The organism is Streptomyces sp. NPDC059695, assembly GCF_042733785.1.
Classification (GTDB): Bacteria; Actinomycetota; Actinomycetes; order Streptomycetales; family Streptomycetaceae; genus Streptomyces.
The window spans coordinates 88,751-107,467 of sequence record NZ_JBHWFF010000018.1; the positions used below are offsets into that span (position 1 = coordinate 88,751).

Sequence of the window (18,717 nt, forward strand, 5' to 3'; positions counted from 1 at the left end):
GCGCCCCCGGCTCCCGTGCCGCGCGCGTCACGCCTCGGCCCTCGTCCAGTGGCCCGACTTGCCGCCCGTCTTCTCCTCCACCCGTACGTCGGAGATGACCGCGCCCTTGTCGACCGCCTTGATCATGTCGACGACGGTGAGGGCCGCCACCGAGACGGCCGTCAGGGCCTCCATCTCGACGCCCGTGCGGTCCGTCGTCCGCACGGTCGCCAGGATCTCGACGGCGTCGTCCGTGACCGCCAGGTCCAGGGTGACGCCCGAGACGGCCAGCGGGTGGCAGAGCGGGATGAGGTCCGGGGTCTTCTTGGCACCCATGATCCCGGCGATGCGGGCGGTGGCGAGCGCGTCGCCCTTCGGGACGCCCTCACCGCGCAGCAGCTCGATCACGCGCGGCGAGACGAGGACCCGCCCGCTGGCGCGGGCGGTGCGGGACGTGACGTCCTTCGCCGATACGTCGACCATGCGGGCCGCGCCCGCCTCGTCGATGTGGGTGAGACCTTGCTGCGTGCTCATGGCCGTGACACTCCCGGTCGCTGTGTGAAGGACGACACCGTACCCCCACCCTCGCCCCCTCAGCCGAGGAGGACCACTTCCAGCTCGGTGCCCGGCGCGACGCTCTCCGTCTCCTCCGGGACCACGAGCAGGCAGTCCGCGTGCGCGAGGGCCGCGATCAGGTGGGAGCCGGCACCCCCCACGGGTGTGACGGTGCCCGCCTCCCGGTCGTACGTACCGCGGAGGAACTGGCGGCGGCCCGCCGGGGACGACACGGGCCCGTCGGCGGCGAGCAGCGCCCGCACCCGGGGCCGGTGCAGGTCCTCGACGCCCATCAGGGCGCGGATCGCGGGGCGCACGAACAGTTCGAAGGAGACGTACGAGGAGACCGGGTTGCCCGGCAGGGCGAGCAGCGGGATCTGCTCGGCGCCGACGGCGCCGAAGCCCTGCGGCTTGCCCGGCTGCATCGCCAGCTTGCGGAAGTCGACCTGCCCGTCGGCGGACAGCGCCTCCTTCACCACGTCGTAGGCGCCGACGCTGACCCCGCCGGTGGTCACCAGCAGGTCGGCCCGGATGAGCTGGTCCTCGATGGTGGCGCGCAGCGACTCGGCGTCGTCGGCGACGGCGCCCACCCGGTAGGCCAGGGCGCCCGCGTCCCGCGCGGCGGCGGCGAGCGCGAAGCTGTTCGAGTCGTGGATCTGGCCCTCGCCCAGCGCCTCGCCGGGCTGGACGAGCTCGCTGCCGGTGGACAGGACGACCACCCTCGGACGGGGCCGGACCATCACGGTGCCCCGGCCGATCGCGGCGAGCAGGCCGATCTGCGGCGGCCCCAGGACCGTGCCCGCCGCGAGGGCGAGCTCCCCGGCCCGGACGTCGCTGCCCGCCCTGCGGACATGGGCGCCGGCCTCGGCGGACCGGTGGACCCTGACCTCGCCGGCGGAGCCCTCGGGGGCGGCGCTGGCGGCGGTCATGCCGGTGGCCGCGCCCCCGCCCGTACCGCCGTCGGTCCACTCGACGGGGACGACGGCCTCGGCGCCGGGCGGCAGCGGGGCGCCGGTCATGATCCGGGCGGCCTGCCCGGGGCCGACCTCGGGCAGGCCGCCGGCGCCGGCCGCGACGTCGCCGATGACGGTGAGGACGGCGGGGAACTCCTCGGTGGCCCCGGCGACATCGGCGACCCGGACGGCGTACCCGTCCATGGAGCTGTTGTCGAAGGGCGGCAGCGCGGCCGGCACCGCCACGTCCTCGACGAGGACGCAGCCCTGGGCGTCGAGGAGCTGGAGCTCGATCGGTTCGAGCGGGGAGACCGTCGCGAGGATGTCGGCGAGGTGCTCGTCGACGGACCACAGGCCGCGGGCCGGGCCCGCGCAGGGGTCGGCCGCCGTCCCCTCGCCGTGGTCGTGCTTCTCGTGGTCGTCGTGGGACGGCGACGGTGCCGCGCTGCTGCTCAAGGTGCTACATCTCCTCGCTGACGTATCTCCGGAGCCAGGCCCGGAAGTCCGGTCCCAGATCTTCACGTTCGCACGCGAGTCTGACAATGGCACGCAGATAGTCCCCGCGGTCACCGGTGTCATAGCGGCGCCCCTTGAACACGACGCCGTGCACCGGGCCGCCGATCTTCTCGTCGGAGGCGAGTTTCTGCAGGGCGTCGGTCAGCTGGATCTCGCCGCCGCGGCCCGGCTCGGTGTCCCGCAGCGTGTCGAAGACGGCCGGATCCAGTACGTAGCGGCCGATGATCGCGTAGTTGCTGGGCGCCTCGCCCGGGTCCGGCTTCTCGACCAGATCCGTCACCTTCACGACGTCGGAGTCGGCGGTCGCCTCCACCGCGGCGCAGCCGTAGAGGTGGATCTGCGAGGACTCGACCTCCATCAGGGCGATGACGCTGCCGCCCTCGCGCTCCTGGACTTCCACCATCCGCGCGAGCAGCGGGTCGCGCGGGTCGATCAGGTCGTCGCCGAGGAGCACCGCGAAGGGCTGGTCGCCGACGTGCGGGGCGGCGCAGAGCACGGCGTGGCCGAGGCCGCGCGGGGCGCCCTGGCGGACGTAGTGCATGGTGGCCAGGTCGCTGGACTCCTGGACCTTGGAGAGCCGTTCGCCGTCGCCCTTCCGGATCAGGGCCTCCTCCAGCTCGTAGTTCCGGTCGAAGTGGTCCTCCAGCGGACGCTTGTTCCTGCCGGTGATCATCAGGACGTCGGAGAGACCGGCCGCGACGGCCTCCTCGACGACGTACTGGATGGCCGGCTTGTCGACGACCGGCAGCATCTCCTTCGGCGTCGCCTTGGTCGCCGGGAGGAAGCGTGTACCGAGACCGGCGGCGGGGATGACAGCCTTGCTGATCCGGCCGAGCCTGGGGAGCGACAGATTCATGCGGAGCACCTTAGTGGTTCGTAATGAGAAGAAGATGTGCCTTCGGTTAACTTCCTTCACATAAAGACAGTTACGAGACTTTCGTATATGCACATGAGGCGGTCATGACACCTGAGATGTCCGAAAAGACGATGCTGCGCAGCCGACTTCTGGCCGCCCGTGCCGCGCTGACCCCCGACTCCCTCGCGGACACGGCCGCGTCCCTCGCCCGGCAGGGCATGGAACTGGACGAACTCGCCGGGGCGGCCACCGTCGCCGCCTACGTGTCCGTGGGCCGCGAACCGGGCACCCGCGCCCTCCTGGACGCCCTCCACGCGCGCGGGGTGCGGGTCCTGCTCCCCGTCCTGCTGCCCGACAACGACCTGGACTGGGCGGCGTACGAGGGGCGCGGGGCGCTCGCGAAGGCCGGCCGCGGCCTCCTGGAGCCGACCGGGCCCCGGCTCGGCCCCGGGGCCGTGTGCGCCGCCGACACGGTGCTGCTGCCGGGCCTCGCCGTCGACGGGCGCGGGATGCGGCTCGGGCGGGGGGGCGGCTCGTACGACCGGGTCCTGGCCCGGCTCGCACGCGCGGGCGCGGATCCGGCCCTGGTGGTGCTCCTCTACGCGGACGAGGTGGTCGCGCGGGTCCCGGAGGAACCGCACGACCACCCCGTGCACGCGGTGGTGACCCCGGACGGGGTCACCCGCTTCCGCCCCTGATCAGGGCTTCAGCGTGAGCGTGTCCTTCGTCGTCGCGTCGACCGCCGCCCTGCCGTAGGCCCAGTCGTACAGCTCGCCCTTCGCCCAGGCGTCCGTCTGGTCGGTGTAGTTCGAGTGGAAGGCGTGCCCGGAGGCACCGGTCAGGTTGACCCACCGGGACTTGTCCCAGTCGCCGACGTTCACGACCATCCGCATCGACGGGACCCAGATGACGTCGTAGCCGCCGGCCGCGTTCCAGCCGGTGGCGTCGACGGCCGCCTCGCCGCCGCCCAGGTTCCACGGGCCGCGGTTGAGGAGCTGCTGCACCACGCCGGGACCCGCCGTGCCGAGGGTCTGGTTCTTCAGGGTCAGCTGGTGCAGCCGGCCCCAGCTCCAGGTGGAGACGTCCTTGCCGAGCTTGGCGGTCAGCTCCCAGCGGGCGTCCTTCATGGCCCGGGCGAGCAGCTGGTCACGCGTCTCGGTGGCCGCGTCGGTGCGGCTGCCGGGAGTCGTCCACCACTCGCTCTTCTCCTGCTTCAGGAGCGGGCGGACCACCTCGTACCAGCGGTCGCCGCCGTCCGGCTGCGCCGAGTCGGGGTCGCGCTCGCCGCACTCGCGGACGAGCTTGTTCTGCTCGTCGACGGGGCCGGTGGCCTGGGCCGGGCGGACGTTGATGCAGTCGCCCTCGGCGCGCAGCTCCTTGGGCAGCTTGTTCCCGAAGGCGAGCTTGAGGACGTTGCGCCAGACCGCGTTGAAGTAGGCCGCGGCGGCCGAGTCGGGCTCCTGGGTGTAGTCCCAGCCCTCCAGCAGCTTCTGCGCCTCGCGGACGGACGGGTCGGAGATGTCGATCTTCAGCAGCAGCGGGTTCAGCAGGGTCGCGATCTCGCTGCGGTTGTCGGTCTGCATGGTCCGCATGTCGTCCGGCGAGATCTTGCCGCCGTCCTTGGTCTTCGACTCGATGAGGTCGTTGATCCGCTGGCTGCGCGAGCCGTAGCCCCAGTCCTTGGTGAGCAGGTCGGGGTAGGTCTTCTGGTCGATCACGGCCTGGTTGGCGGTGACGATGTAGCCGCGGTCCGGGTTGTACTCGTACGGCAGCTGCTCGAAGGGGATGTAGCCCTTCCACTGGTACGAGGAGTCCCAGCCGGGCGCGGGCAGGGTGCCGTCGCCCTTGGCGCGGCGCGGGATCTTGCCGGGCGACTGGTAGCCGATGTTGCCCTCGGTGTCGGCGTAGATCAGGTTCTGGGACGGCACCTCGAAGTTCTTCGCGGCGGCCCGGAAGGTGGTGAAGTCCTTGGCGCGGTCGAGGGCGAAGATCGCGTCCATCGACCTGCCCGGCTGGAGCGCGGTCCACTGGAGGGAGACGCCGTAGCCGGTGCCGCGGTCGGGGGCGGCGTTGCCCACGGGGGCCTTCTGGCCGACCTGCTCCAGTTCGGAGGAGCGGTCGGAGACGAGCGGCCCGCGGTCGGTGGAGCGGACGGTGATCTTCCGGTCGGTGCCGCCGGCGACCTTGATGGTCTCCTCGCGGGTGGTGAAGGGCTTGACCTTGCCGTCGACGAGGTAGCCGTCGGGGCCGATCTTCTCCAGGTAGAGGTCGGTCACGTCGGCGCCGAGGTTGGTGAGACCCCAGGCGATCTTGTCGTTGTGGCCGATGATCACGCCGGGCATGCCGGAGAAGGTGTAGCCGGCGACGTCGTAGCGGCAGGTGGCCGAGACCGAGCGGCAGTGCAGGCCCATCTGGTACCAGAGGGACGGCAGCTGGGGCGCGAGGTGCGGGTCGTTGGCGAGCAGCGGCTTGCCGGAGGTCGTGTACTTCCCGGCGACGACCCAGGAGTTCGAGCCGATGCCGTTGCCGTTCGGGCCGAGCAGCGCCGGGACCGTGTCGAGGACCTCGGAGAGCGCGCCCAGCTGGGAGGCCGCGCCGCCGTTCGAACCGCCGGGGCCCGAGCCCGGGGTGTCCCCGGTCGTCGCCCCGTCGCCCTCGGTCGCGTCGGCCTTCGGGTCGAACGCCCCGGTGGACTCGTCGACCGCGCCCTTGTCCAGGATCGGCTGGTGGAGCGCGTACGGGTACTCCGGGTACAGCTGCTTGATCTGCTGGGCGCTCATCCGGCTCGTCATCAGCGAGCGGTCGATCTCGTCCTGCATGTTGCCGCGCAGGTCCCAGGCCATCGCCTTGAGCCAGGCCACCGAGTCGACCGGGGTCCACGGCTCGATCGCGTAGTCGTTGGTCAGCGACAGCGCCGCGTACTCGACCGAGATGTCGGCCGGCTTCGCGTGGTCCTTCAGGTAGGCGTTGACGCCGTCCGCGTACGCCTGGAGGTACTTCTTGGTCTCCGGCGACAGGACCTCGTCGTACTCCTGCTGCGCGACCCGGCGCCAGCCGAGGGTGCGCAGGAAGGCGTCGGTGTCGACCTGGCTCTCGCCGAACATCTCGGAGAGCCGGCCCGCGGTCACGTGCCGGCGCACGTCCATCTCGTAGAACCGGTCCTGCGCCTGGACGTAGCCCTGGGCGCGGAAGAGGTCCGTCTCGTTGTCGGCGTAGATCTGCGGGACGCCGTTCGCGTCCCGCTTCACCTCGACGTCGGCGGAGAGCTTGTCGAGGCGGATCTCGCCGGTCGTCTGCGGGAACGAGGCCCGGACGGTGCTGACTCCCCAGTACCCGCCGAAGCCGATGCCCGCGACCAGTGCGAGGACCAGGACGAGGAGGAGCAGGCGGGCTCGCCGCCCTTTCTTCTTGGCGGTCTTCTTGCCGGGGGGCGCGGTCGTGTTGGAGGGCATCGCTGTCCTTCGAGGGGCAGGGTGGTCCTGGAGTACGGGAGCAACCTTAGGCGCAGCGTCCGGACGGCCCGGACGCGGTGTCAGGAAGAGAACCGTACTGGTGAGCGAGGAGATGCAAAGGGGGCGTCAAGAAAGCGTTAAAGATTAGGTAAGGTAACGAAGTACCGGCCGCTGGAGGAACGATCCAGCCGCACGTGAGGGGAAGGAACGGCCACTGACTGTCCACCAGCTCAACGAACTCCTGCTCGTCTGCTCCCTCGTCCTGCTCGTGGCCGTCGCGGCCGTGCGGATCTCCTCCCGCAGCGGGCTCCCCAGCCTGCTGCTGTACCTGGGCATCGGCGTCGCGATGGGACAGGACGGCATCGGCAACGTCGCCTTCGACAACGCGGAACTGACGCAGGTCATCGGCTACGCCGCCCTCGTCGTGATCCTCGCCGAAGGCGGTCTCGGCACGAAGTGGAAGGAGATCAAGCCGGCGCTCCCCGCCGCGGTCGTCCTCTCCACCGTCGGCGTCGCCGTCAGCGTCGGCATCACCGCCGCCGGCGCCCACTACCTCGTCGGCCTCGACTGGCGGCAGGCGCTGATCATCGGCGCCGTCGTCTCCTCCACCGACGCCGCCGCCGTCTTCTCCGTGCTGCGCAAGGTGCCCCTCCCCTCACGGGTCACCGGTGTGCTGGAGGCCGAGTCCGGCTTCAACGACGCCCCCGTCGTCATCCTCGTCGTCGCCTTCTCCACCGCGGGACCGGTCGACCACTGGTACGTCCTCGTCGGCGAGATCGCCCTCGAACTCGCCATCGGCGTCGCCGTCGGCCTGGCCGTCGGATTCGTCGGCGCCTACGGCCTGCGGCACGTGGCCCTGCCCGCCTCCGGCCTCTACCCGATCGCCGTCATGGCCATCGCCGTCAGCGCCTACGCCGCCGGCGCCATGGCCCACGGCTCCGGCTTCCTCGCCGTCTACCTGGCCTCGATGGTCCTCGGCAACGCCAAGCTGCCCCACGCGCCCGCGAACCGCGGCTTCGCCGAGGGACTCGGCTGGATCGCCCAGATCGGCATGTTCGTCCTGCTCGGTCTGCTCGTCACCCCGCACGAGCTCGTCCGCGACTTCTGGCCCGCCGTCGTCATCGGCCTCGTCCTGACGGTCGTCGCCCGGCCCATGGAGGTCCTGGTCAGCCTGCTGCCCTTCCGGATCCCCTGGCAGGAGCAGGCCCTGATGTCCTGGGCCGGCCTGCGCGGAGCCGTCCCCATCATCCTCGCCACCATCCCGATGGTGTCGAAGATCGAGGGCAGCGAACGGATCTTCAACATCGTCTTCGTGCTCGTCGTCGTCTACACCCTCGTCCAGGGCCCCACGCTGCCCTGGCTGGCCAGGGCGCTCAAGCTGGGCCACTCCACCGAGGCCGCCGACCTCGGCGTCGAGTCCGCCCCGCTGGAACGGCTCCGCGGACACCTCCTCTCCGTCGCGATCCCGGAGCGCTCCCGGATGCACGGCGTCGAGGTCGCCGAACTGCGCCTCCCGCCCGGAGCCGCCGTCACCCTCGTCGTACGCGAGGACGCCAGCTTCGTACCGGGCCCCGCGACCGTCCTGCGGCACGGCGACGAACTCCTCGTCGTCGCCACCGACCCGGTACGGGACGCCACCGAGCGGCGGCTGCGCGCCGTCGGCCAGGGCGGCAAGCTCGCCGGCTGGCTCGGGACCGGAGGCGCGACGGCCGCCTCGGCCCCCGCCGCCACGGGCCGCTTCCACCTGCCGGGCAACGGCGGACACCGGAGCGGCCAAGGCGGCAACAAGAGAACATCCGGTTAATCCCAGGCATTAATTCAGGTGCGGGAGCGTTTTCCCAGGCGGGAAGACGCTCCTTCCCTGTAGCATGAAGGCACACCAGATCGAACCAACTCTGCCTGACGCAGAGCTGGCGCGACCGTATGGCGGCCGTGGCGCCCCTCCACCGTGGGGCCGGCCCGGTATCTACCGCAGTAACGCGCATGAGGACAGCTCTCGGCGACACCCGCAGCACCACCGTGCCGGGGCGCGCTACCAGGCGGCAGAAAGGCAAGGACCGTGGCGTCCACGGTCATCACGGACAAGCGGCCCGGCTACGGGCAGCTCCTGCGCACCCCCGGTGCGCTGTCCTTCCTGCTTCCCGGCTTCGCCGCCAGGCAGCCCTTCGCGATGCTGACCATCGGCATCGTCCTGCTCGTCCAGCACACCACCGGATCCTTCGGCAGCGCCGGCGCCGTCGCCGCCGTCACCGGCGTCTCCATGGCGCTCTTCGCCCCGCAGAGCGGCAAGCTCGCCGACCGCTTCGGACAGCGCGCCGTCCTGATCCCCGGCGTCCTCGTCCACACCGCGGCCGTCTCCCTGCTGGTCGTCCTCGCCCTGAGCGGCGCCCCGCTCTGGGCCCTGTTCCTGGCCGCCGTCCCCGCCGGAGCCTCCGTGCCCCAGGTCGGACCGATGGTCCGGGCCCGCTGGGCCGCCAAGCTCGACGGCACCCCGCTGATGCCGACGGCCGCCGCCTTCGAATCCGTCACGGACGAGTTCACCTTCGTCGTCGGCCCCGTCCTCGCCACCGCCCTGTGCACCGGCGTCCACCCGGCCGCCGGCCTGATCGCCGAGGCCGCCCTCACCCTCGTCGGCGGCCTGTTCTTCGCCGCGCAGAGCGCCACCCAGCCCGCCTACGGCATCGCCGCGGCCGCAGGCCACCTCGGCGGCGAGCCCCGCCGCTCCGCCCTGTCCGTCCCCGGCGTACGTGTCCTCATCGTCGCCTTCCTCGGCATCGGCTCCGTCTTCGGCGGCATGCAGGTCTCCCTCACCGCCTTCACCGAGGAGATCGGCAACCCCGGCGCCAACGGCCTCCTGTACGGGATCTTCGCCGCCGGCAACATGCTCGCGGGCATCGCCATGGGCGCCGTCGCCTGGAAGACCGGCCCCCGCCGCCGCCTGATCATGGGCTACGCCGGCCTCACCGTCGCCGCCTCCCTGCTGTGGACCACGCACTCGGTGCTGCTCCTCGCCGCCCTCGGCCTCGTCGTCGGCCTGTGCATCGCCCCGGCCCTGATCACCGGCTACACCATCGTCGAGACCCTGATCCCGGCCACCGCCCGCACCGAGGCCTTCACCTGGCTCACCGGCGCCGTCGCGCTGGGCCAGGCCGCGGCCGTCACCGTCGCCGGCCGCCTCGCCGACGCCCACGGCGCGAGCACCGGATTCCTCGTGCCGATGGCGGGCACGGCCCTCGCCCTGGCCACGCTGCTCGCCCTGCGCTCCCGGCTCACGCCGCGCGAGGCGAGCCGGGTCGCGGCACGTGGCATCGGTCACCGCGTGCCGGTGACGGTGGACTGATCCCACGGAATACGTCACTATGGATCGTCGTTAGCACTCGATGAGTGTGAGTGCCAGGAGGAAGTCAAGTGCCGACCTACCAGTACCAGTGCACCGAGTGCGGCGAAGGCCTCGAGGCGGTGCAGAAGTTCACCGATGACGCCCTGACCGAGTGCCCCAGCTGCAACGGACGCCTGAAGAAGGTGTTCTCGGCCGTCGGCATCGTGTTCAAGGGTTCCGGCTTCTACCGGAACGACAGCCGCGGCTCGTCGTCCAGCAGCTCGCCGGCCTCGAAGTCCTCGACGACGACGTCCACGACGTCCTCTTCCTCGGACTCCAAGCCCGCCGCCTCGACCGCGTCGTCGTCCGCCTCCAGCTCCTCGACGTCCTCGTCGAGCACCGGAAGCTCGGCCGCCTGACCCGTCGCGCCCCCCCGAGTGCCCCGTCGCCCCGCGCGACGGGGCACTCGGCGTTTCCGCGCGCCCTCGGTGTTTCCTCCCGTCCCCTCGGTGTTTCCTCCCGCGCACTCGGTGTTTCCTCCCGCGCCCTCGGTGTTTCCTCCCGTCCCCACGCGCTGCGTAGGGTGACCCGCATGGCCAACCATGACGTGTACGCGGACATCGGCGTGATCGGCGGCTCCGGCTTCTACTCCTTCCTGGAGGACGTCACGGAGGTGACCGTCGACACCCCGTACGGCAGCCCCAGCGACTCCCTCTTCCTCGGCGCGATCGGCGGCCGGCAGGTCGCCTTCCTCCCCCGGCACGGCCGCGGCCACACCCTCCCGCCGCACCGGATCAACTACCGCGCCAACCTCTGGGCCCTGCGCTCCGTCGGCGTACGGCAGGTCCTCGGGCCCTGCGCCGTCGGCGGACTGCGCGAGGACCACGGACCCGGCACGCTCGTCGTCCCCGACCAGCTCGTCGACCGCACGAAGAGCCGGGCGCAGACCTACTTCGACGGGGAGCGTCGGGCCGACGGGGCCCTGCCCCGCGTCGTCCACGTGACCTTCGCCGACCCCTACTGCCCGGACGGACGGCGAGCCGCGGTCAAGGCCGCCCGGGGCCGGGGCTGGGAACCCGTGGACGGCGGCACCATGGTCGTCGTCGAGGGCCCCCGCTTCTCCACCCGCGCCGAATCCCGCCTGCACGCCGCCGCCGGCTGGTCCGTCGTCGGCATGACCGGACACCCCGAAGCCGTCCTCGCCCGCGAACTGGGCCTCTGCTACACCTCCCTCGCACTCGTCACCGACCTCGACGCCGGCACCGAGACCGGCGACGGCGTCTCCCACACCGAGGTCCTCCAGGTGTTCCGCCAGAACGTCGGACGCCTGCGGGACGTCCTCTTCGACGCCGTGTCGACCCTGCCCGCCACGGTGGACCGGGACTGCCTCTGCACCCATGCCCACGACGGCTGGGACCTCGGCATCGAACTGCCGTAAACCACCCTCGGGAGTGGGGAGGTTGTCCACAGGCGCGGGGTGATCCCCAGGCCGCGGCGGGGCGGCCGCGGGACGGGGACAGTGGCGGCACGACACCGTTCCCGAGCAGGACAGGCGGCCCCCGATGACGACGACCCCCCTCACCTCCCCCTCCTCCGTGCCGCCGCCCTGCGCGGTCCCGGCCTTCGAGCCGCTCCGCGTCCGGGGCGCCGGCCACCGGCTGCGCAGGGCGCTCCGGCGCGGACGGCGCGGGCCCGCACTGCTCCTGGCGCTGACCGCCGGCGCCCTGGCCGTCGCGCAGACGGGCGCCGCCCCCGCCGCACCTCCTCCCCCGTCGGCACCCGCCCGCGCCCGGCCGCCCGCCGCCGCGCCCCTGGTGTCCGCGCCCGTACGGATCGCCGACGCCGCGACCGTACGGCTGCTGCGCCCCGGCGACCGGGTCGACGTGATCGCCGCGCCCGACTCGCCGCTCAGCGGGGATAGCGAGGCCCACGTGGTCGCGACGGACGCCCGAGTGGCCGAAGTCCCGCGACCGGACCGGACTCGACCGGACGGAGGGGCGCTCGTCGTCCTCTCCGTGCCACGGCCGACGGCGGCGAAGCTGGCAGGTGCCGGTGTCACGTCCCAACTGGCGGTGATCCTGTGCTGATTCGCACTGGCGGGCTGTCAAGTCACCGTCCCGTGTGTACGGATTGGACGCCTCTGCGCCGTTCACGGCCTAATGGCTCCGCACAGAGCAGCACACGTGACATCGCACGCGACGAAAGGCACCTCGGTGGCCGAGAAGAAGGAAAGTTTGCTGGGAGGCTTCAAGGCCTTCCTGATGCGTGGCAACGTGATCGACCTGGCGGTGGCGGTCGTCATCGGTGCCGCGTTCACGAACATCGTGAACTCGGTGGTCAAGGGCATCATCAACCCGGTCGTCGGCGCCTTCGGCACCAAGGACCTGGAGAGCTACTCGTCCTGCATCAAGGACACCTGCGCCGTGGTCAACGGCGAGGTGCAGGGCATCCAGATCCAGTGGGGCCTGGTCCTCAGCGCCGTGCTGAGCTTCCTGATCACCGCAGCCGTCGTGTACTTCCTCATGGTCCTGCCGATGGCGAAGATCCTCGCCAAGCGCGCCGCGCACGACAAGGCCAAGGAGGGCGTCGAGGAGGTCATGGAGATCAGCGAGCTGGAGGTGCTCAAGGAGATCCGCGACCACCTCGTCGCCCAGCGCGGCCCGGTGGCGGGCACGGGCTCCGGCTCCGGCTCCGGCCCTGGTTCCGGTTCCGGCCCCGCCGGTGGCACGGGGACGCACCCCACCCCCTGACCGGCGGGGCACGCCGGTCTCAGAGGTGGTGCGGCGGCTTCTCGTCCAGGAAGCGCGCGAGGTCGGCGGCGCTGTCGCCGCCGGCCGGAGGCCGCTCGCCCCACCCGCGGTCCGTGTCGTCCGCGGATTGCTGGTCCAGCGGATCGTCGAAGACGAGTGCCGGCTTCGGACTGTTCTCGGGGCTGGAGGATGTGCCGGGCCGCTTCGCGTCTCGCGGTCCGTGGGCGGGGGCGGTGCTCATCTCTTCAGAGTACGCCCGCTCACCCGCCCCGTACCCCGCTGATCAGCGGTCCTTCGGGTCGATCAGCCACAGCCCCAGCACCACCAGGAACGACAGGACGAGGAAGCCCGCGCCCCACCAGGCGGTGCCCGTGTCACCCGTCATCCACTCGTCCACCACGATCGTCAGCCCCCAGAGCTGGCCGATGACGACCGTGAGCGCCAGCGCGAGGCGTGCCGAGAGCTTCGACGAACGTTCCGGCTCCTGCTCCGTACCGGCCCCGGGGCCCGGCCCGGTGCGCCGGATCCGGGGATCGCCGTACCCACTGGTGGGCCGGATCTGCGGGTAGCGCTCGTGCACGGGCCGGTTCAGCCGGGGCTGAGCGCTGCCGGGGGTGTAGGCGGGCGGGCGCGGGGGCTCCGCCGGCCGGGGGGCTTCGGGATCCCGGGGGAACGCGTTCTCGCTCATGTCCGCTCGCTCCTCTCGGGCCCGGCGGGCACGGCCGGGGCCGCGCCGCCCTCCAGGCGGTCGCAGAGGGGGCTGCCCTGGCCGCGCTGCCGGCAGTAACCCTCCTGGAGGCTCTCGCCGGAGCGGGCGGTGCCGACGGCCCAGACGCTGCCGTCGACCTGCTCGACGAGGATCACCTTCGGCAGGCCGCGGGGCGGAGGGCCTGCGGTGACCTCTCCCGTGCGGGCGTCGAAGATCCCCTCGTGGCAGGGGCAGTACAGCTCGCCCTCGCTCCCCCGCTCCTTCCGCCAGAGCACGGCGCAGGCGAGGTGGGTGCAGACGGCGGAGTAGCCGGCGAGGGAGCCGTCGTCCATGCGGACGGCGATCGCCCGGTCCTCGTCTCCGGGGTAGCGGAAGGCGAGCGACTCCCCCGGTTCGATCCGGTCGGCGATCTTCTTGATCCCCGGGGTGCCGTCGGGGTCGCCGTGCCGGTGCAGGATGCCGGAGGCGACGCCGACGCCGCCGACGGCGAGGCCGCCGGAGACGGTGGCGACGATCCGCAGGTAGTCCCGGCGGGTGGTGAGCGAGTCGGCGGCGATCCGGTCGCGGAGCGCTTCCTGTGCCGCGTCGGCGTGGGCGTCCGGGGCGGGCGGCTGGGGGTCGGTGACGCTCAACGGACGTCCCTTCCGTTGATCTCGACGACGGGGAGGCCGCCGGGCACCGGCCACTGGACCTTGTCCGCGGGGACGACCATCGCGACTCCGGTGGAGACGGTGGTGCTGCCGAAGGTGAAGGAGTCGGCGACCTGGACGCCGGGGCGTTCGGCGCGGAGCTCGTCGAGCGTCCCGTAGAAGAGGGCGCCGGTGGGGCAGACGGTGGCGCACATGGGGGCGAGGCCGTAGGCGGTGCGGTCGTAGCAGAGGTTGCACTTCATCTGGAGCTTCGCCTGGAGGTCGATCTTGGGTACGCCGAAGGGGCAGGCGTTGACGCAGTTGGCGCAGCCGATGCAGCGGGTGGTGTCGGCCTGCTGCACGACGCCGTCGGCGGTGACGAGGATGGCGTCGGCGGGGCAGACCTCGGCGCAGGGGGCGACGGGGTCCTCGCAGTGCATGCAGACGGTGGGGAGGGAGGCGACGGAGTGGCCCTCGTCGGGGTAGTCGAGGTGGATCATCGACTTGCCCCGGTGCGAGTCGCATTCGCGGCAGGCGGAGACGCAGGCCTGGCAGCCGATGCAGCGGCCCGGGTCGATGAAGATCGTGCGGCCCATCATGTGCGGGTCAGCTCCTCTCCGCGGTGCCGCGGCCCTGGGGGGAGGTGGGGGGCAGCGGGTCGGTGCGGGAGACCTGGGTCTCCGGGTAGGCGTGGTGTCCGGGGGCGGTGGGGGGTGCGGGGACGTCGTCGACGCGTTCGGCGGGCTCGATGCGCGCGGCGCACACCTTGTACTCGGGGATCTTGGAGCGTGGGTCGAGGGCGTCGATGGTGAGGGCGTTCGCCGCGGTGGGGACGGGCCAGTGGTAGGGCACGAAGACGGTGTCGGGGCGGATGGCCTCGGTGACGAGGGCGGGGAAGACCTCGCTGCCGCGGCGGGTGACGACGCGGACGGGGTCGCCGTTGCGGAAGCCGTGGGAGGGATGGACCTCGACCCAGGGGCGGGGGGTCTGTTCGACGAGGGCGCCGAGGCGGCGGGTCTGGTTGCCGGAGAGGAAGTGGGCGACGGTGCGGCCGGTGGTGAGGGAGAGGGGGTACTCCTCGCTGTACGGGTCCATGGGCGGGTGCCATTCGACGACCTGCAGGTGGATCCTGCCGTCGGGGTGGTAGGTGCGGCCGTCCTCGAAGAGGCGGGGGGTGCCGGGGTGGTCGGTGCTGGGGCAGGGCCAGGCGATGCCGCCGGTCTCGTCGAGGCGTTCGTAGGTGATGCCGTAGTAGTCGTTGACGGTTCCGGCGGAGGCGGTGCGGAGCTCCTCGAAGACGGAGCGGGAGTCGGGGAAGGCGAACTTGTCCCCGACGCCGAGGCGTTTGGCGAGTTCGCAGATGACCCAGGTGTCGGTGCGGACGCCGGCGGGGGGTTCCTGGGCCTTGTTGTGCTTGACGACCCTGGCTTCGGCGTTGGCCATGACGCCTTCGTCCTCGGCCCAGACGGTGACGGGGAAGACGACGTGGGCGTTGGCGGCGGTCTCGGAGAGGAAGAAGTCGAACTGGGCGTGGAATTCGAGGGTGTCGTAGCCGTCCTTGACGGTGGCGTAGTTCGGGAGGGAGACGAAGGGGTTGTTGCAGATGCCGACGAGTCCGCGGATCTCCTTGCGCTGCATCTGCCAGACCATCTCCATCATGGAGGTTCCGGCGAGCGGGAGTTCGGCTTCGTCGATGCCCCAGATCTCGCAGATCTGACGGCGGTGTTCGGGGTTGGTGATGGAGCGGCCGCCGGGGAGGAGGTCGGATTTCTGGCCGTGTTCGCGGCCGCCCTGGCCGTTGCCCTGGCCGGTGATGGTGCCGTAGCCGGCGCCGGGCTTTCCGATGTGCCCGGTGGCGACGCAGAGGTTGATGATCGAGAGGCAGTTCTCGACGCCCTGGGAGTGGTGCTCGACGCCGCGGGCGTGCCAGGCCATGGCCTTGCCGGCGCCGGCGAACATGCGGGCGACCTGGACGATCTGCTCCTCGGGGACTCCGCAGATCTCGGCCGAGCGGGCCGGCGGGTAGTCGGCGACGGTCCGCTTGACGTCCTCCCAGCCGGTGGCGTGGGCGGCGAGGTAGGCCTCGTCGGTGAGGCCCTCGGCGACGACGACGTGGAGCACGGCGTTGAAGAAGGCCGAGTCGGTGCCGGGTTTGAGGGCGACGTGGACGTCGGCGGTGCGGGCGATCGCGGTCTCGCGGGGGTCGACGACGATGAGGGCGGCGCCGCGGTCGCGGGCTCCCCAGAGGTACTGGGTCATGACGGGGAAGCATTCGCCGACGTTGGACCCGGCGATGAGGAGGCAGTCGGTGAGGAGGATGTCGGAGAAGGGGTTGCCGGCCCGGTCGATGCCGAAGGCGAGTTTGTTGGCTCCGGCGGCGGAGACCATGCAGAGGCGGCCGTTGTAGTCGACGTGGCGGCTCTTGAGGGCGACGCGGGCGAACTTGCCGACGAGGTAGGTCTTCTCGGAGAAGAGGCTGGCGCCGCCGAGGAGGCCGAAGGCGTCGTTTCCGTGCTCGGCCTGGATGCGGCGGATCTCGGCGACGGTGTGGTCGAGGGCCTCGTCCCAGCTGACCTCGCGGAACTCCTCGTCGCGGCCCCGGCGCATGAGGGGCGCGGTGAGCCGGTCGGGGTGGTTGACCTGCTGGTAGGCGTTGATGCCCTTGGGGCAGAGCCGCATGCGGTTGATGTCGTGGTTGCGGGGCTCGACGCCGAAGACCTTGCCGTGGCGGTCGACGCGGAGGTACATGCCGCACTGGACGCCGCAGAAGCAGCAGTGGGTGGGGACGAGGGTCTCGTCGTTCTGGTCGGCGCGCCAGCGGTCAGCGGGGATGCCGCCGGCGTCGCGGAAGTTCCGGGTGCCGGGTGGCGCGAGGGAGGGGTCGAGCGGCAGCGGCCGGCCGGGGGTCGCGGGGTCGGTCGCGGTCACTTGAAGCCCTTCTTGACGTGGTCGAGGTAGGCGTTGCCGCGCAGGACGCGTTTGCAGCGGGGGCAGTACTCGGCCCAGGTGTCGAATCCGAGGTCGAGGTCGCGCATGGTGCCCTGGAGGTTCTCGACGTAGGGGGCGGTGTCGATGGGCTCGTGGCAGCGGCGGCAGGTGAGGATCTCGTCGTCGCCGTCGCGGCGGGCGGTGTACTTGAAGAGCTGCATGCCGACGGCGGCGGGGCGCTGGACGATGTGGAAGAACTTCCCGAAAGGGATGTAGATGAGGGTGAAGACGACGGACACCATGTGGAGGATGGCGAGGAATTCGTAGCCGCCGCCGTGCAGGAAGATCGACGAGAACGTCAGCAGCAGCCCCGTCACGGAGATGACGATGAGGGCGAGGAGCGGGACGAGGTCGTAGGCGAAGCGCTGGCCGGTGATGGCGCCGCGGTCCTTCATGCGGCGCCAGAGGAAGTAGGAGGCCCCGGCGATGACCAGGACGGCGGCGATGTCGAGGCCGTGGAACATGAGCCAGCCGACGACGCTGAGGGCGTCGAAGCCGAGGATCTTGAAGCCCCAGATCCGCATCTCGTAGCCGGGTCCCGAGCCGCTGTCGGAGGTGAAGGTGAACCAGCCCCAGGTGAGGGGGAAGGTGATCGCGGCGGCGAGCAGGCAGCCCCAGAAGAGGAGCTGGTGGGCGGCCCAGCGGGCGTGGGAGCGGGCGCCTAGGAACTTCTGGAGGCCGAGGTAGGTGGCGATCATCTTCGGCAGGGCGGTGGGCGCCTTGCGGAAGTTCGCGGCGGAGAAGAAGGAGCGCCAGCCCTGCCGGAAGAGGCGGCGGGCGCCGGGGGCGGAGATCCAGACGGTGTAGCGGTAGGCGACGCCGAAGGCGAGGAAGACGGTGGCGACGGCGTACGGGAGGAGGGCCGAGTCGAAGTCGCGCAGCAGGCGGCTGCCGAGGACGATCGCGAGGATCAGCAGGACGGAGACGGCGGCCCCGGCGAGGGAGGCGCGGCGGCGGACGGCGGCGGGGGTCCGGCGTGCCGTCCCGGCGGTCCGCGGCGGCATCGCGGCGGGCTCGCTCGGCGGGGGTGTCGGCTCGGCGGTCTGCGGTGGCTCGGTCACGCGGTCACGGTAAAGCCGTATGACCTGTTCGGTCCCGTTATGGCCGCTATCGGGGTGATGTGTCGCTCAGACGGCACGCAGCCCGTGGGCCAGGAACACCTCGCGGGCCGCGGCGACCTGCTCGGGGGCCGGGGACGGTGTGTCGTGCAGGGTGAAGGGCTTGGCGAGTGCCTGCCACTTCGCTTCGCCGAGCTTGTGGAAGGGCAGGATGTCCACGCGGGACACGTTGCCCAGGCCGGCGGCGAAGGCCGCGACGCCCTCCACGTTCGCGGGGTCGTCGGTGAGTCCCGGGACGAGCACGAAGCGGACGTGGACCTCCTGGCCGAGGTCGGCGAGGCGCCGGGCGAAGTCCAGGGTCGGTCGCAGCGGCCGTCCGGTGACCTTCTTGTACGTGTCCGGGTCCCAGGACTTGATGTCGAGAAGCACCAGGTCGGTGTCGCGCAGCAGCGCGTCGGTGGCGCGGGCGCCGAGGAAGCCCGAGGTGTCGAGCGCGGTGTGGAGGCCGAGCTCGTGCTTCATCCGGTGCAGGAGCTCGCCGGTGAAGACGGGCTGGAGGAGGGGTTCGCCTCCGGAGACGGTGGCGCCTCCGCCGGACACCGAGATGAAGCGGGCGTACTTGGACGCCTCGGCGATCACGGAGTCGGCGGAGGTGCGGGTGCCGTTGCGCATCTTCCAGGTGTCGGGGTTGTGGCAGTAGAGGCAGGTGAGGGGGCAGCCGGAGAGGAACGTGACGAAGCGGGTGCCGGGCCCGTCGACGCCGGTGGACAGGTCCCAGGAGTGGACCGAGCCCTCGGAGGGCCGCTGGGTGGCCACGGCGGCCGGGGTGCGGGCCGGAGAGGCTTCTGGGGTGCGCGCCGGGGAGGTGACCGGGGTGGGGGCCTGGGAGGTGGCCTGACGGGCCGGGGAGGTGGCGGCCGGGGCAGTCGCGCTGGTCATGGCAGGGACTCCTT

Annotated in this window: 18 protein-coding genes; 7 read left to right on the forward strand and 11 right to left on the reverse strand. The window is 71.7% G+C overall.

Translation table 11 applies throughout. The features are described 5' to 3' along the window. Positions 1 to 27: 27 nt before the first annotated feature. Genes moaC through galU form a run of 3 tightly spaced genes read right to left on the reverse strand, consistent with a single transcriptional unit; the run spans position 28 to position 2,859 of the window. Positions 28 to 513 carry a cyclic pyranopterin monophosphate synthase MoaC gene (moaC, locus tag ACFV2S_RS22875; RefSeq protein ID WP_030224055.1) on the reverse strand — a complete coding sequence of 162 codons (486 nt, stop codon included), beginning with the start codon at positions 511 to 513 and terminating at the stop codon, positions 28 to 30. Between the two features lie 59 nt (positions 514 to 572). Further along, positions 573 to 1,943 (reverse strand): gephyrin-like molybdotransferase Glp, encoded by a 1,371-nt coding sequence (gene glp / locus ACFV2S_RS22880; protein ID WP_385562055.1) that lies wholly within the window; start codon positions 1,941 to 1,943, stop codon positions 573 to 575. Between the two features lie 4 nt (positions 1,944 to 1,947). Then, the gene (gene galU / locus ACFV2S_RS22885; RefSeq protein WP_385562058.1) at positions 1,948 to 2,859 is read right to left on the reverse strand and encodes a UTP--glucose-1-phosphate uridylyltransferase GalU; all 912 of its coding nucleotides are present in this window, start codon (positions 2,857 to 2,859) and stop codon (positions 1,948 to 1,950) included. A gap of 104 nt (positions 2,860 to 2,963) precedes the next feature. On the opposite strand from galU, the gene ACFV2S_RS22890 reads away from it, so the two are divergent. Continuing rightward, positions 2,964 to 3,557 (forward strand): 5-formyltetrahydrofolate cyclo-ligase, encoded by a 594-nt coding sequence (locus tag ACFV2S_RS22890; RefSeq protein ID WP_385562061.1) that lies wholly within the window; start codon positions 2,964 to 2,966, stop codon positions 3,555 to 3,557. Here the strand turns inward: ACFV2S_RS22890 and ACFV2S_RS22895 are convergent, their stop codons facing one another. Beyond that, positions 3,558 to 6,311 (reverse strand): penicillin acylase family protein, encoded by a 2,754-nt coding sequence (locus ACFV2S_RS22895; protein ID WP_385562064.1) that lies wholly within the window; start codon positions 6,309 to 6,311, stop codon positions 3,558 to 3,560. 241 nt (positions 6,312 to 6,552) lie between these two features. Here ACFV2S_RS22895 and ACFV2S_RS22900 point away from each other — a divergent pair, with 241 nt between their 5' ends. The 6 genes from ACFV2S_RS22900 to mscL all read left to right on the forward strand — a co-directional run bounded on the left by ACFV2S_RS22900 (position 6,553) and on the right by mscL (position 12,380). Next, positions 6,553 to 8,115: a potassium/proton antiporter gene (locus tag ACFV2S_RS22900; RefSeq protein ID WP_385562266.1), complete on the forward strand. Its 1,563-nt coding sequence runs from the start codon at positions 6,553 to 6,555 to the stop codon at positions 8,113 to 8,115. Positions 8,116 to 8,370: 255 nt separating this feature from the next. Further along, positions 8,371 to 9,651, forward strand: a complete 1,281-nt coding sequence (locus tag ACFV2S_RS22905; protein WP_385562067.1) for an MFS transporter — start codon at positions 8,371 to 8,373, stop codon at positions 9,649 to 9,651. A 68-nt stretch (positions 9,652 to 9,719) separates the two neighbouring features. Further along, the gene (locus ACFV2S_RS22910; RefSeq protein ID WP_385562070.1) at positions 9,720 to 10,049 is read left to right on the forward strand and encodes an FmdB family zinc ribbon protein; all 330 of its coding nucleotides are present in this window, start codon (positions 9,720 to 9,722) and stop codon (positions 10,047 to 10,049) included. 173 nt (positions 10,050 to 10,222) lie between these two features. Beyond that, on the forward strand, positions 10,223 to 11,068 hold the full coding sequence (locus tag ACFV2S_RS22915; protein WP_385562073.1) for an S-methyl-5'-thioadenosine phosphorylase: 846 nt from the start codon (positions 10,223 to 10,225) through the stop codon (positions 11,066 to 11,068). A 124-nt stretch (positions 11,069 to 11,192) separates the two neighbouring features. Then, positions 11,193 to 11,717 (forward strand): hypothetical protein, encoded by a 525-nt coding sequence (locus ACFV2S_RS22920; protein WP_385562076.1) that lies wholly within the window; start codon positions 11,193 to 11,195, stop codon positions 11,715 to 11,717. Positions 11,718 to 11,843: 126 nt separating this feature from the next. Then, the gene (gene mscL, locus ACFV2S_RS22925; RefSeq protein ID WP_385562078.1) at positions 11,844 to 12,380 is read left to right on the forward strand and encodes a large conductance mechanosensitive channel protein MscL; all 537 of its coding nucleotides are present in this window, start codon (positions 11,844 to 11,846) and stop codon (positions 12,378 to 12,380) included. Positions 12,381 to 12,399: 19 nt separating this feature from the next. Here mscL and ACFV2S_RS22930 read toward each other — a convergent pair whose 3' ends face one another. The 7 genes from ACFV2S_RS22930 to pflA form a co-directional block, all read right to left on the reverse strand. Further along, positions 12,400 to 12,621: a hypothetical protein gene (locus ACFV2S_RS22930; protein WP_382867541.1), complete on the reverse strand. Its 222-nt coding sequence runs from the start codon at positions 12,619 to 12,621 to the stop codon at positions 12,400 to 12,402. A 42-nt stretch (positions 12,622 to 12,663) separates the two neighbouring features. Further along, positions 12,664 to 13,068, reverse strand: a complete 405-nt coding sequence (locus tag ACFV2S_RS22935) for a hypothetical protein (protein ID WP_385562082.1) — start codon at positions 13,066 to 13,068, stop codon at positions 12,664 to 12,666. Continuing rightward, positions 13,065 to 13,721 carry a ubiquinol-cytochrome c reductase iron-sulfur subunit gene (locus ACFV2S_RS22940; RefSeq protein ID WP_385562085.1) on the reverse strand — a complete coding sequence of 219 codons (657 nt, stop codon included), beginning with the start codon at positions 13,719 to 13,721 and terminating at the stop codon, positions 13,065 to 13,067. Before ACFV2S_RS22940 ends, ACFV2S_RS22935 begins: the two co-directional genes overlap by 4 nt. After that, positions 13,718 to 14,317, reverse strand: a complete 600-nt coding sequence (locus ACFV2S_RS22945) for a 4Fe-4S dicluster domain-containing protein (protein ID WP_351216634.1) — start codon at positions 14,315 to 14,317, stop codon at positions 13,718 to 13,720. The genes ACFV2S_RS22940 and ACFV2S_RS22945 overlap by 4 nt, the downstream gene beginning before the upstream one ends. A gap of 7 nt (positions 14,318 to 14,324) precedes the next feature. Beyond that, on the reverse strand, positions 14,325 to 16,646 hold the full coding sequence (locus tag ACFV2S_RS22950; RefSeq protein ID WP_385562089.1) for a molybdopterin oxidoreductase family protein: 2,322 nt from the start codon (positions 16,644 to 16,646) through the stop codon (positions 14,325 to 14,327). Beyond that, on the reverse strand, positions 16,643 to 17,767 hold the full coding sequence (locus ACFV2S_RS22955) for an MFS transporter (RefSeq protein ID WP_385562092.1): 1,125 nt from the start codon (positions 17,765 to 17,767) through the stop codon (positions 16,643 to 16,645). Before ACFV2S_RS22955 ends, ACFV2S_RS22950 begins: the two co-directional genes overlap by 4 nt. A 66-nt stretch (positions 17,768 to 17,833) precedes the next feature. Then, positions 17,834 to 18,703: a pyruvate formate-lyase-activating protein gene (gene pflA / locus ACFV2S_RS22960; RefSeq protein WP_385562095.1), complete on the reverse strand. Its 870-nt coding sequence runs from the start codon at positions 18,701 to 18,703 to the stop codon at positions 17,834 to 17,836. Positions 18,704 to 18,717: the final 14 nt, after the last annotated feature.

What these genes read in the sequence shown, in the direction of transcription:
- ACFV2S_RS22945 (WP_351216634.1), bottom strand. Translation starts at nt 14,317, where the DNA reads ATGATGGGCCGCACGATCTTCATCGACCCGGGCCGCTGCATCGGCTGC.
- galU (WP_385562058.1), bottom strand. Translation starts at nt 2,859, where the DNA reads ATGAATCTGTCGCTCCCCAGGCTCGGCCGGATCAGCAAGGCTGTCATC.
- ACFV2S_RS22895 (WP_385562064.1), bottom strand. Translation starts at nt 6,311, where the DNA reads ATGCCCTCCAACACGACCGCGCCCCCCGGCAAGAAGACCGCCAAGAAG.
- ACFV2S_RS22915 (WP_385562073.1), top strand. Translation starts at nt 10,223, where the DNA reads ATGGCCAACCATGACGTGTACGCGGACATCGGCGTGATCGGCGGCTCC.
- pflA (WP_385562095.1), bottom strand. Translation starts at nt 18,703, where the DNA reads ATGACCAGCGCGACTGCCCCGGCCGCCACCTCCCCGGCCCGTCAGGCC.
- ACFV2S_RS22890 (WP_385562061.1), top strand. Translation starts at nt 2,964, where the DNA reads ATGACACCTGAGATGTCCGAAAAGACGATGCTGCGCAGCCGACTTCTG.
- ACFV2S_RS22930 (WP_382867541.1), bottom strand. Translation starts at nt 12,621, where the DNA reads ATGAGCACCGCCCCCGCCCACGGACCGCGAGACGCGAAGCGGCCCGGC.
- ACFV2S_RS22935 (WP_385562082.1), bottom strand. Translation starts at nt 13,068, where the DNA reads ATGAGCGAGAACGCGTTCCCCCGGGATCCCGAAGCCCCCCGGCCGGCG.
- ACFV2S_RS22920 (WP_385562076.1), top strand. Translation starts at nt 11,193, where the DNA reads ATGACGACGACCCCCCTCACCTCCCCCTCCTCCGTGCCGCCGCCCTGC.
- moaC (WP_030224055.1), bottom strand. Translation starts at nt 513, where the DNA reads ATGAGCACGCAGCAAGGTCTCACCCACATCGACGAGGCGGGCGCGGCC.